The 15,983-nt window shown below is 63.3% G+C and carries 17 protein-coding genes; 9 read left to right on the top strand and 8 right to left on the bottom strand.

Annotated elements, in window-relative coordinates; translation table 11 throughout:
- Positions 1-62: 62 nt before the first annotated feature.
- Entirely contained in the window at positions 63-1,316 is a 1,254-nt protein-coding gene (locus JY96_RS05895; RefSeq protein WP_052162186.1) for a DUF4010 domain-containing protein, read from the bottom strand.
- 16 nt (positions 1,317-1,332) lie between these two features.
- On the opposite strand from JY96_RS05895, the gene JY96_RS24260 reads away from it, so the two are divergent.
- The gene (locus tag JY96_RS24260) at positions 1,333-1,620 is read left to right on the top strand and encodes a hypothetical protein (protein ID WP_369796190.1); all 288 of its coding nucleotides are present in this window, start codon (positions 1,333-1,335) and stop codon (positions 1,618-1,620) included.
- A 101-nt stretch (positions 1,621-1,721) separates the two neighbouring features.
- Here JY96_RS24260 and JY96_RS05900 read toward each other — a convergent pair whose 3' ends face one another.
- A complete protein-coding gene (locus tag JY96_RS05900; RefSeq protein WP_152606374.1) occupies positions 1,722-2,654 on the bottom strand; it encodes a hypothetical protein in 933 nt (310 codons plus the stop codon).
- A gap of 59 nt (positions 2,655-2,713) precedes the next feature.
- Complete coding sequence (locus JY96_RS23515) at positions 2,714-2,869, bottom strand: hypothetical protein (RefSeq protein ID WP_161784245.1); 156 nt, start codon at positions 2,867-2,869, stop codon at positions 2,714-2,716.
- Positions 2,870-3,474: 605 nt separating this feature from the next.
- Here JY96_RS23515 and minC point away from each other — a divergent pair.
- The 7 genes from minC to JY96_RS05935 all read left to right on the top strand — a co-directional run bounded on the left by minC (position 3,475) and on the right by JY96_RS05935 (position 9,897).
- Positions 3,475-4,251 carry a septum site-determining protein MinC gene (minC, locus tag JY96_RS05905; protein ID WP_035035781.1) on the top strand — a complete coding sequence of 259 codons (777 nt, stop codon included), beginning with the start codon at positions 3,475-3,477 and terminating at the stop codon, positions 4,249-4,251.
- 31 nt (positions 4,252-4,282) lie between these two features.
- Positions 4,283-5,098 carry a septum site-determining protein MinD gene (gene minD / locus JY96_RS05910; RefSeq protein WP_035035782.1) on the top strand — a complete coding sequence of 272 codons (816 nt, stop codon included), beginning with the start codon at positions 4,283-4,285 and terminating at the stop codon, positions 5,096-5,098.
- Positions 5,099-5,102: 4 nt separating this feature from the next.
- Entirely contained in the window at positions 5,103-5,363 is a 261-nt protein-coding gene (gene minE / locus JY96_RS05915; protein ID WP_035035783.1) for a cell division topological specificity factor MinE, read from the top strand.
- A 130-nt stretch (positions 5,364-5,493) separates the two neighbouring features.
- Positions 5,494-5,919 carry a hypothetical protein gene (locus JY96_RS05920; protein WP_035035784.1) on the top strand — a complete coding sequence of 142 codons (426 nt, stop codon included), beginning with the start codon at positions 5,494-5,496 and terminating at the stop codon, positions 5,917-5,919.
- 105 nt (positions 5,920-6,024) lie between these two features.
- The gene (locus JY96_RS05925) at positions 6,025-6,792 is read left to right on the top strand and encodes a ParA family protein (RefSeq protein ID WP_035035785.1); all 768 of its coding nucleotides are present in this window, start codon (positions 6,025-6,027) and stop codon (positions 6,790-6,792) included.
- Positions 6,793-7,070: 278 nt separating this feature from the next.
- Entirely contained in the window at positions 7,071-7,796 is a 726-nt protein-coding gene (locus JY96_RS05930; RefSeq protein WP_052162187.1) for a hypothetical protein, read from the top strand.
- 292 nt (positions 7,797-8,088) lie between these two features.
- Positions 8,089-9,897: an ATP-binding protein gene (locus tag JY96_RS05935; RefSeq protein ID WP_052162188.1), complete on the top strand. Its 1,809-nt coding sequence runs from the start codon at positions 8,089-8,091 to the stop codon at positions 9,895-9,897.
- Between the two features lie 21 nt (positions 9,898-9,918).
- On the opposite strand, the gene JY96_RS05940 is transcribed toward JY96_RS05935, so the two are convergent.
- The 4 genes from JY96_RS05940 to JY96_RS05955 all read right to left on the bottom strand — a co-directional run bounded on the left by JY96_RS05940 (position 9,919) and on the right by JY96_RS05955 (position 13,922).
- On the bottom strand, positions 9,919-10,425 hold the full coding sequence (locus tag JY96_RS05940) for a DUF1993 family protein (RefSeq protein WP_035035787.1): 507 nt from the start codon (positions 10,423-10,425) through the stop codon (positions 9,919-9,921).
- A gap of 62 nt (positions 10,426-10,487) precedes the next feature.
- Positions 10,488-11,444 carry a DUF808 domain-containing protein gene (locus JY96_RS05945; protein WP_035035789.1) on the bottom strand — a complete coding sequence of 319 codons (957 nt, stop codon included), beginning with the start codon at positions 11,442-11,444 and terminating at the stop codon, positions 10,488-10,490.
- 81 nt (positions 11,445-11,525) lie between these two features.
- A complete protein-coding gene (locus JY96_RS05950; RefSeq protein WP_035035790.1) occupies positions 11,526-12,407 on the bottom strand; it encodes an HDOD domain-containing protein in 882 nt (293 codons plus the stop codon).
- A gap of 63 nt (positions 12,408-12,470) precedes the next feature.
- The gene (locus JY96_RS05955; RefSeq protein ID WP_035035792.1) at positions 12,471-13,922 is read right to left on the bottom strand and encodes a cytochrome P450; all 1,452 of its coding nucleotides are present in this window, start codon (positions 13,920-13,922) and stop codon (positions 12,471-12,473) included.
- A 109-nt stretch (positions 13,923-14,031) separates the two neighbouring features.
- On the opposite strand from JY96_RS05955, the gene JY96_RS05960 reads away from it, so the two are divergent.
- Complete coding sequence (locus JY96_RS05960) at positions 14,032-15,060, top strand: tRNA-dihydrouridine synthase (RefSeq protein WP_081961070.1); 1,029 nt, start codon at positions 14,032-14,034, stop codon at positions 15,058-15,060.
- On the opposite strand, the gene JY96_RS05965 is transcribed toward JY96_RS05960, so the two are convergent.
- Positions 14,991-15,878: a MipA/OmpV family protein gene (locus JY96_RS05965; protein ID WP_235333865.1), complete on the bottom strand. Its 888-nt coding sequence runs from the start codon at positions 15,876-15,878 to the stop codon at positions 14,991-14,993. The genes JY96_RS05960 and JY96_RS05965 overlap by 70 nt on opposite strands.
- Between the last annotated feature and the right edge of the window lie 105 nt (positions 15,879-15,983).

Consider the following 15,983-nt stretch of genomic DNA (forward strand, 5'->3'; position numbering starts at 1 on the left):
ACCAGGCCACATACCAAGCCCTGTACTGCACGCCACCCTGAGCCTCACAGGGCCTGAGCACATCAGGCCACCCACAGCGCATACGCCCAGGCCACCGCCATATTGGCGGCCAGCGCCAGCATCACGCCCCAGCCAAAACGCGGGCCACCGGCCACAAAGGCCACGGCCGAGCGCGTCACGCCATTCACGCTGATGGCCACCAGCACCCCCATGCGCAAATTGGGCGCACTCAGGTGGCCGGCCCCGAACAGCGACATCAGGCTGGCCATGGGGGCATGCGCATCGGCAATCGCTGCCACGCCTGTGCCCAGCATCAGGCCCGCCAGGCCGTGCTGACGCGCCAGGTTCACCAGCACCGCGCCGCCCATCAACAAGCCGGTCACCAGGGCGGCCTCACGGATGCGCAGCACCTCATGCGTTTCGCCCAAAGACTGGCCGCCCTCACCTCGCCGCCACAACAACACACCCAGCGACAAGGGCACGGCCACGCCCACTGCCACCAGCGGCCACAGCAACTGCGTCACGGCCGATGACACCACGGACGCCATCATCAACAACAGCACCCAGGTCGCGACCATGGACAGGACCGCACCACACCAGGCCAGCCGCAAAGGTGCACCACCCCGCCGGGCCAGCGCGCCCATGGCGCTGATCGTGGCCGTGCTGGATGCAAAACCACCCAGCAGGCCCGAGATGGCCAGCCCCGCCCGCGCACCGAGCAAGCGTTGTGCGACATGCCCCATCGCCTGCATCAACAGGATCATGATCACCAGCATCAGCACCCGTTGAGGCGACAGTTGCCCCAGCCAGCTCACCGGCGTGGCGGGCAACAGTGGCATCAACACCAGTACCAGCGCGCACAGCAGCAGCCCGTCATGCAGTTCCTGCTGCGTCAGCCAGACGGTCGCGAAGTGATGCAGGCGCTCCCGCGCTGCCAGCACCCCGGCCAACATGACCGCACAGCCCGCCGCCAGTGCCGGGCTGGAAATCGCCAGCATGCCGATCAGCGTGGTGGCCAGCAAGGCCAGTTCAGTCGTCAAGCCCGGGTCGCGCGAACGGCTGCGCCAGTAGGACAGCGCCGCCAGCGTCGCAACACCAGCCAGCACCACCGAGGCCAGCACCACCGACACGATCTGCGCCATCGCGCCCGCCAGCGCCGCCACCATGAAGGTGCGCAGGCCTGCCGCCTGCCGGTCATCGCCCTGGCCCTTGCGCCGCTCGCGCTCCAGGCCAATGAGCAGCCCAGCCCCCAGGGCCACGGCCAGGCCTATCTGATCCGACGATAAAAAACGATCCACGCCTGCCTCGGCTCCCATGCAAACAGGCACCAGTATGGCCTCACCTGGTCGCCATCAGGCCGAGATCGGGGTTTGGCCCGATCAAAATGGGCATGGGCCCATGCCCGTCACAAGCAAGGCAGTTACCCGGGCGGACCTACGGGTCGACGGCTCGCCCTCATCGCATTCAATAAAGCCATTTTCGCAGGCTCTGACCTGCATGCAACAACTGGAGCAAGAAGAGGCCAAGATCAATGTGGGAGGTGGCGCGCTCGCATCACCGGCAATGCCTCATCTGCTCTTCGTGTATCAAGGATCACGCTATGCCCTGGCGACGCTATAGGCTGGCGGTGGTCAAGGCATTGCGACGTTGCTCAAAGCCCTTCGCTAATGGCACCGCCAGCCGCCATCAGATGACGGCATGACATGCGGGGCTAGTCAGCCTTAGCGTGCTCGTTGGCGCCGCACGGCTGCGAACATGCCCAGCGTACCGAGCAGGAACATCGAGGCTTCGCCGGGTTCGGGGATGGCCATCACATTGAAGCCGGTACCCATATAGGAACCTGCCGCCATGTCGATGGAGAAGCTCATCTTGCTGACAGCCTCGCCATTCTGGGAGGTCAACGCATATGACACGCTGGTCGGCTCGGTCCGCAAGCGGCTCAAGTCGTTCTTGACTGCCACGACCAGCCCGCTCAACACATCAGTGAAGGAAGCGTCCACACGGCTCGGGGTATCGCCATTGGGCCCCCTCGTGCTGATGTAGCTGGTGATCGGCGTACCGACCGTGATACCCGTATTCGACGCGAAGGCCTGGTAAAAGCTGAGATCGACATGGTCTGCCTGAGACAGCTTGGAGTTGCCGAAAGTCGTCCCGTCATCCTGCCCGTCGTAGATGAGCGCGAAACCCCAATTGCGCATATCCGTCGCGCCCGCGCCCGCGACATTGTTCGACCACACATCAAGGCGATATTTGTCCTTGTTCGGCAGAACAATGTTCTGGGAATTGCCGCCCGTGTTCAATGGCGCTGAACCACCCGGACCGGCCGGGCTCAGCCCGCTGCATGTGCCAAAGATGCACTGCCCATTCAGTGCAATACCTGCGTCGGTCACGGTGGCCGCATCAGCGGCGGATACCAGCGCGCTGGTAGACAGCCATGCGGCAAGACACATCGCCACGCGTTTTGAAACAATCTGTTTAAACATTGCAAACTCCCTTTTTGATGGATTGTCGGGCTTCTGCACATCGACATGAAGTGCACGGCACCAGCACCGTTCACGCAGCATACAACAGCACGCATTCAGCCAGATCCAAGTTTTTACGGGGACTCCAGCCCGGTGCGCGCGCGGTTTGCACGTTGAGATGATCGTTTCCATCCAGGGCACCTGCCCTGAAAGGCGGAGCAACTCGCCCCCTCTCGCGTCAAACAAACCGGTCAAGCTTCATGGCCTCCGGCCATCTGCTTTTGGCGCTGCGAACGCACCCTGATGTTGCGCCCCTCGCCGCTATGAGTGGGCATTGCCGCGTAGATGTAGCCCTTGGGCACATGCACGCCCAGCAACTCGGCCATCAAGGCCATGCCAACGATCACGAGGAAGCCTGTGCCAGCCCCTTCACAGAGCGATGGCGGTCGCCGAAGTCGACGATGGGCTAGATCACCACCATCATCACGCAGATGAGATCCACCATGCCGACCGCGGTGCTCACCGAGTCGAGCGAGAACACCATTTAGATCTGGCAACTTGACCGATAAACCCCAAGGCAAGCGCTGGAGACCATCAGCGGCCGACTGATCCTTGCTGGGCGAGGCATCATCGGCCTCAGGCGGGTCGTCGAGTTCACGCGCTTCGACGTCGACGAAGATCTCGTGCGAGACACTATAGAGCAGGCACAGACCACCGAATAGCAGCGCGAGTTCGCGCCCGCTGAGGCCCTGGCTCGCAACATCGGCCAGGTCTGCCGTCAGGCCCGCGAGTATCGCGAAGGCGATCTAGATGTCGGGGGAGCAGGTGTTCCGTGAGGGTCGAACCTGAAGACGCCCGACACTTCGCGTAACGTCGGATTCCCAGTCGAATCACTTCGAGAAAGCCGATATTCCATGCCATCGAACGCCGCGACGGGCCGCGCAAGCCAAGCTAGGGACAAGTCCCTGTGCGGGCATGCCTTAAAATCGGGTTTTCTCAGCGCCTGTCGTCCATGTCCGCCGCATCAACCGCGAACGCCTCCGCCCTGTTCGACCTCAAGAGCGCCTCGCTCTCCCTGGAAGCCTTCCTGCTCAAGACCGGCAACATCCAGGCCCTGGGTCAAGCCATGGCAGAACGCTTTGGCGACACCCCTGATTTCTTCAGCAATGACCCGGTGGTGATCGACCTCACCCACCTGGCCAGCCTGGACGCCACCGTCAATTTCGAAGCACTGATCGCGCTGCTGACCAGCTTCAAGCTCAAGCCTGTGGCCGTGCGTGGCGGCACGGTCAAGCAGACGGCTGCCGCACAAGAGGCTGGCCTGGGCGAAGCGCCGGACAGCCACTCGGCCCCGGCCCGCGCAGAAACGATCACCAAGACCGTGGTGCAGGAAGTCATCAAGGAAGTCGTGCGTGAAGTGCCCGTCGAGGTCCGCGTGGAAGTGCCGGTGTCGGCCACCACCATGGTCATCGACAAGCCGCTGCGCTCGGGCCAGCAGATCTACGCCAAGGGCGGCGACCTCATCGTCATGGCCGTGGTCAACCACGGTGCCGAAGTCATCGCCGACGGCAACATCCACGTGTATGCGCCCCTGCGCGGCAAGGCCATTGCCGGCGCCAAGGGCAACACGCAAGCCCGCATTTTCTCGACCTGCATGGAGCCCGAATTGCTGTCCATCGCAGGCACCTACCGCACCACCGAAAACCCGCTGCCCACCAACATCAAAGGCAAACCGGCCCAGATCCGGCTTGACGGCGAGCGCCTGGTTTTCGACCCCATCGACATTTGAACAAGACTGACCTCTGAAAGGACCGCCATCCATGGCCAAGATCATCGTGGTGACCTCCGGCAAAGGGGGCGTCGGCAAGACGACCACCAGCGCCAGCTTCGCTTCCGGCCTGGCCCTTCGCGGCCACAAGACTGCAGTGATCGACTTCGACGTCGGCCTGCGCAACCTCGACCTGATCATGGGCTGCGAACGCCGCGTGGTCTATGACCTGATCAACGTGATCCATGGCGAGGCCAACCTCAACCAGGCCCTGATCAAGGACAAGCAGTGTGAGAACCTGTTCGTCCTGGCCGCCTCGCAAACGCGCGACAAGGAAGCCCTGACACAAGAAGGCGTCGAGAAGGTGCTGCAGGATCTGGCCGAAATGGGCTTCGAATACATCGTGTGTGACTCGCCCGCCGGCATCGAAACCGGCGCGCTGATGGCCATGCACTTTGCAGACGAGGCCATCGTGGTGACCAACCCCGAGGTCTCTTCGGTGCGCGACTCCGACCGCATCCTGGGCATGCTCAACAGCAAGACCAAGCGCGCGCAGGACGGTGCCGACCCGATCAAGGAACACCTGCTGATCACGCGCTACAACCCCAACCGTGTCGAAGGCGGCCAGATGCTGTCGCTGGACGACGTGCACGAGATCCTGCGCGTCAAGCTGATCGGCGTGATCCCCGAATCGGAAACGGTGCTCAATGCCTCCAACCAGGGTATCCCCGCCATTCACATGAAGGGCACCGACGTGGCCGAGGCCTACTCGGACGTGATCGACCGCTTCCTGGGCCAGGACAAACCGCTGCGCTTCATCGAAGCTGAAAAGCCCGGCTTCTTCAAGCGCCTGTTCGGAGGCAAGTAAGACCATGGGATTCCTGTCCTTCTTCCTCGGTGAAAAGAAGCAGACGGCCACGGTGGCCAAGGAGCGGCTGCAGCTGATCCTGGCGCACGAGCGCACGGGACGCAACCCCAGCCCCAACTACCTGCCCGATCTGCAGCGCGAACTGGTCGCAGTCATCTCCAAGTACGTGTCCATCAACCCGGACGACATCAAGGTGTCCATGGAGCGTCAGGACAACCTCGAAGTACTTGAAGTCAAGATCGAGCTGCCCGAAGCCGGTCGCTGATCCACCACATCACCCCTTCACAGGGGAGTGCCCTCAATGGCGGCGGCTCCTAGACTTGAATGTCCAACATTCAAAAATCAGGAGTCACGCCGTGAGGTCTTGCACCACAGCGGCGGCCTCATGGGCCTCAATGGCTTCATGGGCCGCCTTGCTGATCAACCTGTTTGCCGCTCCAGCCCACGCGGAGCGATCAGAACAGTGCGTCTACGAACGCGACCCGGTCACCGTCTCGGGTGAGATCCATCGCCAGCGGCGAGCGAGCGCATCCAGCGATGGCTGGAGCACGCCTCGAAGCAAGAAAGAAACCACAGTCATCCTCAAGCTGCGCAAGCCGCTGTGCGTGATGCTGCCCGATGACGTCAGCATGACACCGCGCCCGCGCCGCATCCACGAGGTGCAGCTGCTGTCGGACGACAAGCTGCCTCGCTCATCTGACAAGCTGCACCACGTCGAAGGCACCGTGGTGTTCGCCAACAGCACCGACCACCACCAGCCCGTGTTGCTGGAAGTCAAGCAAATCGACGAAGGCAGCAAGCGAACGGCCCGACATCGTTGATCACCTGCAGCGACGGGCTCGCACAGGCATTGTTGCGGTGCACAATAGACGCCAAGGCGGCACGCGTGTCGCCATCATCAACGCGTCCAAGGAAGGTCCACAGCCATGCGCTATGTCGTGTTCAACCAGAAGGGTGGCGTCGGCAAGTCCACCATCACCTGCAACCTCGCGGCCATTAGCGCCAGCCAGGGCCTGCGCACGCTGGTCGTGGATCTGGACCCTCAAGGCAACTCCACGCACTACCTGCTGGGTGCCCCCCAAGAAGATGCCGATGTCAGCGCTGCCGAGTTCTTCGACCAGACCTTGAAGTTCAGCGCGCGCCCCAAACGCGCCGACGAATACACGGTCGAAACCCCTTGGGAGAACCTGCGCCTGATGCCCTCGCACCCCAGCCTGGACGAGCTGCATGCCAAGCTGGAATCGCGCTACAAGATCTACAAGCTGCGCGATGCCCTGACCGATCTGGCCGACGAGTTCGACCGCATCTACATCGACACACCGCCCGCGCTGAACTTCTACACGCGCTCGGCGCTGATCGCCGCGCAAGGCTGCCTGATCCCCTTTGACTGCGACGACTTCTCGCGCCGCGCGCTCTACAACCTGCTGGACAACGTGCAGGAGATCCAGGCCGATCACAACGAGGACCTCAAGGTCTCGGGCATCGTGGTCAACCAGTTCCAGCCGCGTGCGTCCCTACCCCAGAAACTCGTGCAGGAATTGATCGACGAAGGTCTGCCCGTGATGCAGCCTTACCTGAGCGCCTCCGTGAAAATCAAGGAATCCCACCAGCAGGCCAAACCCATGATCCACCTGGATCAGCGCCACAAACTGACGCAGGAAATGGTGGCCTTGCACGATGCGCTTCAAGCTTGAGGTCAGCCCTTAAACACCCCTCGTTTGTTTCACTTTCTTACCACACCTGAATAAGGGGAAGCGGGCATTTCGGGCTTCCAACAAGGTGGCCTTTTTCACTTGAATCCTTCATGCTTTCCACACCTGTGAGGCAGGTGGGAGGCCAGGTTTCACCACTTGAGCACCCGTCCAGGCACCGGCTGTCAGTGCCTTGACTCCTCCCCGCGGGGCCACGTATCCACCTTTGCTGTATCGGTGGAACGGGTTCAGTTTGTCATGGAAGTAGACAGGTGTTGGATATGCTCAAACCGACAGCACGCATAAGCCACCCTTACGGCATCGCCTTTGAAAAGAGCGAAGACCTGCCGTTTCGGGTTCGCATCGCCAACCCGCAAGAGGACCTTCATCGCATTCTGGCGTTGCGATCGCAGGCATATGGCCGGCATTTGCCGGAAATGGCCAAACGGCTGGAGCTGGCCGAGCCCGACGATTTGCGAGATGACGCCGTGCTGCTGGTGGCCGAAAGCAAGGCCAGTGGCCAATTACTGGGCTCCATTCGCCTCGTCACCAATGTGACCAGCCCCTTGAGCATTGAACATGAAACCCAATTGCCGGCGCAATTTCGCAACCGGTATTTGCTGGAAGCCCGGCGCCTGACGGTTTGCAATGGCTCCGAAGGCCGCATGACCACCCCGGCCCTGATCAAGGCCATATACGAGGTGAGTTTTCACTGCGGCATGGATATCGTCCTGATTACGGCACGTCACCCTGTTGACCGGATGTACCGGGCCATGCAGTTCAAGGATGCGCTGGATGGCAAGGAGCTATTGCTGCCAGACGTCAACAACGTGCCACACAGGTTGTTCTTCATGGAGGTGGCCACCGCAGACGCCACCTGGCGCGCCGTGAAATGGCCCTTTTACCCTTTCCTGGCCAAAACCTGGCATCCGGATATCGGGGTGGATTTTGAACTGGCTTACCAGCGCCTGTGCCTGCCCGCCGTGGCGATGCAGCGTGCTGGCTGACAGATTCAGCCTGGTTTTCTGGCGTCATATCGCCCCGCCGCACGAATCAAGCCCCAACGCCTAAAACTGGATAAGCCGTTGGTTACAGGCTTATTAAATGCTTGACATCCGAGGTCGCTGAAACATAAATTGCCGTCTGTGCGTCGCCCAGGTTAATCGTGGTCAACAATAGCTGGCCTTTCCTGGCTTCAAGTCTTCTGGCAGTTTGACTTTGAGTGATCACCTCATGCAGCGCATCTCGAGATCTCTGGGAAACAGAGGCTTTGCAAATCAAAGCCTGGAAGCTGATTTCATGGCAGCGTATCGCTCCTATGGTGCCAGTTTCCTGTTTGTTGCCTCGCTCGTCGGCGCCATTTACTTTCTGGTGTTCGTCCTGGTGGACCTCATTTCCGGTGCACGTGCACTCGATCATGTGGTCCAAGTGGCACGCCTGGGTGTTTCCGGATTTCTGCTGATATTCGGGATCTCTGCCCATTATTCCAAGCGTTTTTTCAAGGAGCACTATTCGATCAGTTATGCGCTGGTCGTGGGCTCTGTCATGGTGCTCAATGACTTCATTGCCTTTCAGGGTCATGTTGCCAATCAGCCCATGGCGGTTTACTGGAGCCTGACCTCCTCGGCCGTATTCGGCACCTTTCTGACCTATGGCTTTGCCCGCATGGGCGCGCTGGCTACCGTGTCGCTGGCTGTGGGCATCGGCGCAGGCGCCCTGGCCTTTGGCGCCCAAACCCGGCTCGATTTACCGGCCTATCAGCGGATGATCGTGCACATCACCGCAGCCAACGCGCTGGGTTTCCTGCTGTATCGCTTCTCCCTGCTGCGGGAACGCAAACTGTTCCTGCAATCCAAGCGCAAAAACCACATTGCCGAATTGCGCCGCATGAAGGATCAGGCGGAGGCGGCCAACCGCGCCAAGTCGGCTTTCCTGGCCAATATGAGCCACGAAATCCGCACCCCGATGAACGGGGTCATCGGTGCCTTGAGCATGCTCAATGACGAAACCCTGTCACAACGCGATCGGCTGTTCATCAAGTCGGCAAGGGATTCGGCCAAGAACCTCTTGCATGTTCTCAATGAAATCCTCGACTTTGCCAAACTCGACGCGCAGAAAATCCGGCTGACGCCCGCCCCTTTTGACCCGCGCGACACCATCATCAGCGCCTGCCAGGCTTTTCAAGCCACAGCCGAGCAAAAGGGCATCGGTATTCGCGGCCATGTCAGCGACATCCCGGACGACATCCGCACCTTGTCGGCCGATGAGGGCAAATTGCGCCAGGTCCTGCTCAATCTGGTCAGCAATGCCGTCAAGTTCACCCAGCAAGGTGATGTGGTGGTGAGCGCCGCCGTGCGCCCCCTGGATGCCGATCTGGCGCGCCTGACGATTGACGTGTCCGACACCGGCATGGGCATCCCCGATGACGCGCTGGACAGCCTGTTCCAGCCCTTCTACCAGGTGGAGTCAGGCAGCAAGCGCAGCTTTGGCGGCACCGGCCTGGGGCTGGCCATCTGCAAGCAGATCATTGACGAGATGGGCGGGCGAATCCAGGTCAACAGCGTGGTGGGCGTGGGCACGTCCTTCCAGATCGAGTTGACGCTGCCCTTCAGCCGCGAGGCCCTCGCACCCGTTGATGCCAGCGGCCATGACAGTGGTTTTCACGACACTTTGCCACCGCATGAAGCGGGCTTCCAGTTGAGTGGCGAGGTGCTGCTGGTCGAGGACAACGAGGTCAACGCCTTCATCGCGTCGATGACGCTGGAGAGCCTGGGCGTGACCTGTCAGCTGGCCCGCAACGGCGAAGTGGCCGTCGAGCTGTTCAAGACACACACCTTTGACGTGGTCCTGATGGACTGCGAAATGCCCGTGATGGACGGCTACGAGGCCGTGGGGCTGATGCGCGCCATCGAGGCGGAGGCCCCCGCCAGACAGCGCACTCCCGTGGTCGCGTTGACGGCCCACGCGCTGACAGGCGACCGCGAGGCCTGCCTGGAGCGCGGCATGGACGACTATCTCACCAAGCCCTTCGACCGCAACGCGCTGGCGCACACGCTGAGCAAGTGGCTGCCCGCCACAACCTCGGCGCCAGAGGCGAGCAGCCATTGAGCCCAGGCCTGCAGACGACCTTCAGGCGCCGCCCAGGTAATCGGCCTTGCCCAAGTCCACGCCACCGTGGCGCAGCAGCCCATAAGCGGTTGTCGTGTGGAAGTACAGGTTGGGCAGCACCCAGCCCGTCAGGTAGGCCTGGCCCTTGAACTCGAAGGTGCGCGAGGGGAAGCTCAGCACGATGTCGGCGTCTTCCTTGCCATCGATCTGTGCGGGCTGGATGGTCTTCAGGAAGGCCACGGTCTTGTCCAGGCGGGCCTGCAGTTCAGCAAACGTGGTCTCGTTGTCGTCGTAGCGCGGGATCTCGATGCCGGCCAGGCGGGCGGCCGCACCCTTGACCGTGTCGCTGGCGATCTGCACCTGGCGGCTCAGCGGGAACATGTCCGGGTACAGGCGCGCGCTCAGGAAGGCGTTGGGGTCGATCTTGCGGGCCTCGCAGTGGGCCGCGCCCTTGGCCAGGATGGCCGACAGGTTCTGAAGGGTGCGAATGGCCACGGGGATGAAGGCCGAGTACATGGTCAGGCTCATGGTGCTTCCTCTGTTGTGAAGGAGTGGGAGGCCGCTTTGTACCCCGTTGCGGCCGCCTTTGCTCAGCCGCGCCTGAAAAGGCCCATGATCTTTTGCCCCAAGGTGACCGCGGCCAGCACGATGGCCCCGGCTGCGATACCACCCAGGCCGTCGAGCAGCATGGGTGTGACCGCTGCCAGCGCCCCGCCCACCACGGGCACGCCATGGGCAGCATGTTCAGCCGCATCCAGCACCTCGTGTGCACCGGGCAGGCCATGCAACAGGATGCCGCCCCCCACCAGGAACATGGCGGCCGTGCCCACGACGGACAGAACCCGCATCATCACAGGCGCAGCGGCCAGCAGGCCCAGGCCCAGCTGGCGGCGTGAAGCAGCCAGGCCGCCCTGCCCACCTTGCTGGCTGAGGTACAGGCCAGCATCGTCCATCTTCACGATGGCCGCGACCAGGCCATACACCCCGATGGTCACCACCAGCGACACGCCGCTGAGCACCACGATCTGGTTGAGCAGCGAGGCTTCGGCCACGGTGCCCAGCGTGATGGTCACGATCTCGGCGGACAGGATGAAGTCCGTGCGGACTGCGCCTTCGATCTTGTCCTTCTCGAAGGCCACCAGGTCCACTTCGGCATCGGCCAGGGCATGGGCCAGCGCCTCCCGGTGGGTCTCGTCCTCGTGGTCGTCACCGTGCAGCAAGGGGTGCGCGAGCTTTTCGACACCTTCAAAGCACAGGTAGGCCCCGCCGGCCATCAACAAGGGCATCACGGCCCACGGTGCCAGGGCGCTGATGGCCAGTGCCGCGGGCACCAGAATCACCTTGTTGCGCACCGAGCCCTTGGCCACGGCCCACACGACGGGCAACTCGCGTTCGGCACGGATGCCGCTGACTTGCTGTGCATTGAGCGCCAGGTCATCACCCAGCACGCCGGCCGCCTTCTTGGCGGCCACCTTGGCCATGGCCGATACGTCATCCAGGACGAGCGTGATGTCGTCCAACAGTACCAGCAAGCTGGATACAGCCATGTGTGGGCTCCCTTTGATTCACTGCCTGATTGGCATTTGCCGAGGCGTGAATGTTAAGGGCTGCGCCAGCCCATGGGCGCCTCAGGCCGCTTCGAAGGTTTCCCGGAGCTCTTCTTCCCAGGCCAGCAGTTCGTCACCGCTGATCTGCAGCCATGCCATGGCCGCCCCGCCGTGGCTCTTCCAGTCCACATCGTGCTCCAGGCCTTCGTGGCGGTGCATGAAGTAGTCGGCCACCAGGCCCATGGCGATCAGGGTGTTGACCTCGGACTGCGAGCGGCTTTCTTCGAGCACTTCCAGGTCGTGGTGCAGGCGAATGGCCGCCGTCACCGTGGGCGCCAGGCGCCACACGCGCGACACCAGGGCGCCCACCACGGCGTGGTCCGTCCGGTGGTTGGCGTTCTCGGTTTCGACAAAGGAGCGGTCGATGCGAGCATGGGCTTCGACCAGGGTGCTCAGGTAGCCGCGCACGCTCTGCGCCATCACGGCCATGCCAACGTGGCAGAACAGGCCATAGGTGTGGGCCAGATCAGCCGACACGCCCGGCAGCTTGCCGGCCATGAAGGACATGGCCAGGGCGCGCTTGGTGCAGCGCTCCCAGAAGCGCATCAGTTGTTTGGAGCTGACCTTGATGGCGCGCTGCGCCAGGAAGCCGGTCATCACGGCCGCGGTCTGCTCCAGCCCCAGGCGGTTCATGGCCTGGCCGATGGTCTGCGCGGGCTGGCCCACGGCGTACAGGGGGCTGTTGGCCGAACGCAGCAGGGCGGCCGACATGGCCACGTCGCTGGTGGCGATGTGCGCCACCTCGTTGAGGTCGGGCTCGGCCTGAGCCATGGCGTGCTGCAGCCGGGTCAGCAGGTGAGGACAAGGGGGAATCAGGATGTCGTGCAGGGGCCCGTTTTTTCTGGCCCTGTCGAGTTCCCTGAGGATGTCGTCAATGCTGGTTGGCTCTGTGGCGGTCGTCATGGCGAGGGACTCGGTAGCGGATGGATTTTTATCGGTCTGGCCACCCGCTTCTTGAGGCCCGGATCAGGGTAAATTTGGTGACAAATTCAGGGTCAGACCCACCGGCGTCATGGTGAAGGACATGAGCTCGCGGGCCTCCTGCCCGTCGGGCGTGGCCACGTCGTCAATGTGGAACTGGCTCAGCAGCGTCGCCAGCGCCAACTTCATCTCGACCAGGGCCAGGTAACGCCCGGGGCAGACGCGCGGACCTGCGCCGAATGGGGTGGACACGCGCTTGGCGTGGCTCGCCGCCGCGGCGTCCGCCTCCAGCCAGCGCTCGGGCCGGAATTTTTCGGGTTCCGGGAAATGGGCCGCATCCAGGGCATCGTGGCGGGACACGCCCCAGATGATGGTGTTCTTGGGCACCGCCACTTCGGCCACCACGGTGTCCTGCAAGGCTTGCACCACCCGAAATGGCGCCACCGGCTTGAGCCGCATGGTTTCGTGGCACACCGCCTCCAGGTAGGGCAGTTGCGCCATGTGGTCCATGGTCAGTTGGGACAGGTCACGCCCCACCACCGCTTGTGCCTCTTGCTGCGCCTGGCGCAGGGTGTCGGGGTTGCGGTGCAGCAGGTGGATGGCCCAGGCCAGGGTGTTGGCCGTGGTGTCCTCGCCGGCCAGCAGCATGGTCATCACGTTGCCGGCCACGTCGGCATCGCTCACGCCGCTGTCGGGCTGGTCGGCAGCCACGATCATGGCTTCCAGCAGGTTGGTGGGCTGCGCCACGCGCGCCGGGTCTTGCTGGATGCGGGCACGGGCCTGCGCGATGAAGCCATCAATGGCCTGGCTGACCACCTCGATGCTGCGCTCCAGATCACGGTCACGTGCGAGCTTGAACCAGCGCCAGTAAGGCAACAGCGAGTTGACGCGGCGAAACAGCGCCGGAAAGATCTTGTCCAGGTGGTGCTGGATGATGTCGTCGTCGGACTCCAGCGTGTTGGTTTCGGCGCCGAAGGCCAGGCCCGCGATGGCGTCCACCGTGAAGCGCATCAGGTCGGCCTGCAGGTCGATGGGCTGGTGCGCCACGGCAGCCTTTTGCCAACGCCCTTGCAGGCGCTGCGCCACCGACAACAGCAACGGAAAATAGGCCCGCACATGGCTGGGCGAGAAGGCCGCCATCACCATGCGGCGCTGGGCATACCACTGCGCGCCTTCGGCGTTGAAGACGCCGGGCTTGAGCTTCATCTCCCGCGCGATTTCACCCAGCTTGGCGGGCCGTCGAAAGCCTTCGGGGCGATCCCGCATCACGGCATTGATGGCCTCGTGCTCGCGCAGCACCAGCACATCCACCGCCCCCAGCCTGACCTTGAAGACCGGGCCATATTGGTGTGCCCAACGTTCCAGATCGAGGTGGATCTGGTCGAGCTTGAGTTGCAAGGCACTGCCCACGAACGGCAAGGGCTTGGGGCCAGGCAGGTCTTCCCATCGACGTGTGGCGGTCTGGGTCGGGCGGTGGGCGTGCGCGGTCGTGCTCATCGATGGCTTTCGTGAAGCGGTTGGCGTTCCATGAGAGCCCATTGTGAATGCCTGCCCATACAAATCCGTACACTGGCGCCCCGGTTGTTCCCTTATTACCAGTCTTTACATGGCCATCCTGCTCGCCCCCATGGAGGGTTTGCTGGACTTCGCGTTGCGCGATGTCCTGACCCGCGTGGGCGGCATCGATCGTTGCGTGTCCGAGTTCATCCGCGTGACGGACACGCTCTTGCCTGCGCGCGCCTTCATGCGCGTGGTGCCCGAGCTGCGCCATGGCAGCCGCACACCAGCGGGCGTGCCCGTGCGTGCGCAGCTCCTGGGCTCGGACCCGGTCTGCCTGGCCGAGAATGCCGCCAGCCTGGCCGAGCTGGGCCCGGCCGGCATCGACCTGAACTTCGGCTGCCCTGCCAAGGTTGTCAACCGCCATGGGGGTGGCGCGGCGCTGTTGCAAGAGCCCGAACTGGTGCACCGCATCGTGCAGGCCGTGCGCCGCGCCGTGCCCGCCAGCATGCCGGTGTCCGCCAAGATGCGCCTGGGCTTCAACGATGACACCCAGGCCGAGGATTGCGCCCGTGCGATCGCCGATGCCGGCGCGGACGAACTCGTGGTGCATGCGCGCACGAAAGCCCACGGCTACAGGCCCCCTGCCTACTGGGACCGCATCGCTGATGTGCGTGCGGCCGTGTCCATCCCCATCGTGGCCAATGGCGAGATCTGGTCGGTGGAAGACGCCCGGCGTTGCCGCGAAGCATCGGGCTGCGATGACTTGATGCTGGGCCGCGGCATCGTGGCCGACCCGGGGCTGGCGCTGGCCATCCTGGCAGACCAGGGCCGCCCCATTGAAGGCATGCGCGAACCAGGCTGGGCCGAGCTGCAGCCCCTGCTGGCTGTGTTCTGGCAACGGATACTGGCCGAGATCGAGCCCCGCGCACGCGCCGGCCGCATGAAGCAGTGGCTCAACTACCTGCGCCGCCGCCACCCTGAGGCCGAACAGGCCTTCGCGCAGATCCGCACCCTGACGGATTCACGCGAGGTGGACGCCATCGTGCGCAGCTGGACCACGGCTTGTCAGTCCACCGAGACCATGTCCGACGACTGCCCCAGCACCCAGGCCACGGCCACGCCGCCCGCCAGATAACTGCGCGTCTTGACCAGCGGGCTGTCACGGAACACGGCGCCATTGAGGTTGTCGTAGCGCATGAACGCGCCCACCCAGGTGCGGTCAAAGCGCTTGCTCAGGCCGGCGATGAATTGCGCGCCCGAATAGCCCGCGGTGGCCCGATAAGCCGGGCGATCGGCGGTGGCGTACTGCGGGGCCACATCGTAGAAATAGGCATGGCGCTGGCGCGTGGCATAGATGGGCCCACCCAGCATGGTCAGGTTCCAGCCCTGGAAGCCCAGCACGCTGCGGATGTCGAGGTTCAAGTTGGGGCTGACCTGCCAGCCATCGGTGCCCACGCCGTTGCCGAGGGTGACACCGTAGGTTACCGGCACGCGCATCTTCAGGCGCACCTGGTCACCAGCGGATCGGTAGAAATGCACCTCCAGCGCCGGCCCGACTTCGATGGCCCCCGACAGGCTGGGCATGCCACGCCGCGCCGTGTTCTTCGTGCTGGACACGGGGATGCTGCCATTGAGCCCCAGGTCCACGTGGGCCTTGTCGCCGAAGTCGATCAATTCGGCGCGGGCGCCCTCGCGATCGGCCTTGAGCACATCCCCGCGGTACACCACATAGGGAATGGGAAAGGCGTAGACGTGTGATTCGTCCGAGCCGCGGTAATCGGGCAGGCTCAGGCCGGTGGCGCCCAGGCCCAGCTCCCATTTGGGTTTCTCTTCGGCGTGGGCGGTGGCGGTCAACAGCGCAGCAGACGACACGGCCAACAGCGCCGTCGCCAGGGCGTTCAAGGGTGTGCTCAACCACATGGCTGAACGCGTAGGCACAAGGCGCTGGAACATCAAACGGGACTCCTGATCGGTACGGTTGTGGTTGCTGCTGATTCTCACATCACGGCATGCCCGCGCCGGCGCGGATTCACCCTCAGGGGCCACCACGACTTCAGA

Origin of the sequence: Aquabacterium sp. NJ1 (genome assembly GCF_000768065.1) — a bacterium.
GTDB lineage: Bacteria > Pseudomonadota > Gammaproteobacteria > Burkholderiales > Burkholderiaceae_C > Aquabacterium.

Coding starts and splice junctions, on each gene's coding strand:
- JY96_RS05895 (WP_052162186.1), bottom strand. CDS start 1,316: ATGGGAGCCGAGGCAGGCGTGGATCGTTTTTTATCGTCGGATCAGATA.
- JY96_RS24260 (WP_369796190.1), top strand. CDS start 1,333: ATGGCCTCACCTGGTCGCCATCAGGCCGAGATCGGGGTTTGGCCCGAT.
- JY96_RS05900 (WP_152606374.1), bottom strand. CDS start 2,654: ATGGAAACGATCATCTCAACGTGCAAACCGCGCGCGCACCGGGCTGGA.
- minC (WP_035035781.1), top strand. CDS start 3,475: ATGTCCGCCGCATCAACCGCGAACGCCTCCGCCCTGTTCGACCTCAAG.
- minD (WP_035035782.1), top strand. CDS start 4,283: ATGGCCAAGATCATCGTGGTGACCTCCGGCAAAGGGGGCGTCGGCAAG.
- minE (WP_035035783.1), top strand. CDS start 5,103: ATGGGATTCCTGTCCTTCTTCCTCGGTGAAAAGAAGCAGACGGCCACG.
- JY96_RS05920 (WP_035035784.1), top strand. CDS start 5,494: ATGGCTTCATGGGCCGCCTTGCTGATCAACCTGTTTGCCGCTCCAGCC.
- JY96_RS05925 (WP_035035785.1), top strand. CDS start 6,025: ATGCGCTATGTCGTGTTCAACCAGAAGGGTGGCGTCGGCAAGTCCACC.
- JY96_RS05930 (WP_052162187.1), top strand. CDS start 7,071: ATGCTCAAACCGACAGCACGCATAAGCCACCCTTACGGCATCGCCTTT.
- JY96_RS05935 (WP_052162188.1), top strand. CDS start 8,089: ATGGCAGCGTATCGCTCCTATGGTGCCAGTTTCCTGTTTGTTGCCTCG.
- JY96_RS05940 (WP_035035787.1), bottom strand. CDS start 10,425: ATGAGCCTGACCATGTACTCGGCCTTCATCCCCGTGGCCATTCGCACC.
- JY96_RS05945 (WP_035035789.1), bottom strand. CDS start 11,444: ATGGCTGTATCCAGCTTGCTGGTACTGTTGGACGACATCACGCTCGTC.
- JY96_RS05950 (WP_035035790.1), bottom strand. CDS start 12,407: ATGACGACCGCCACAGAGCCAACCAGCATTGACGACATCCTCAGGGAA.
- JY96_RS05955 (WP_035035792.1), bottom strand. CDS start 13,922: ATGAGCACGACCGCGCACGCCCACCGCCCGACCCAGACCGCCACACGT.
- JY96_RS05960 (WP_081961070.1), top strand. CDS start 14,032: ATGGCCATCCTGCTCGCCCCCATGGAGGGTTTGCTGGACTTCGCGTTG.
- JY96_RS05965 (WP_235333865.1), bottom strand. CDS start 15,878: ATGTTCCAGCGCCTTGTGCCTACGCGTTCAGCCATGTGGTTGAGCACA.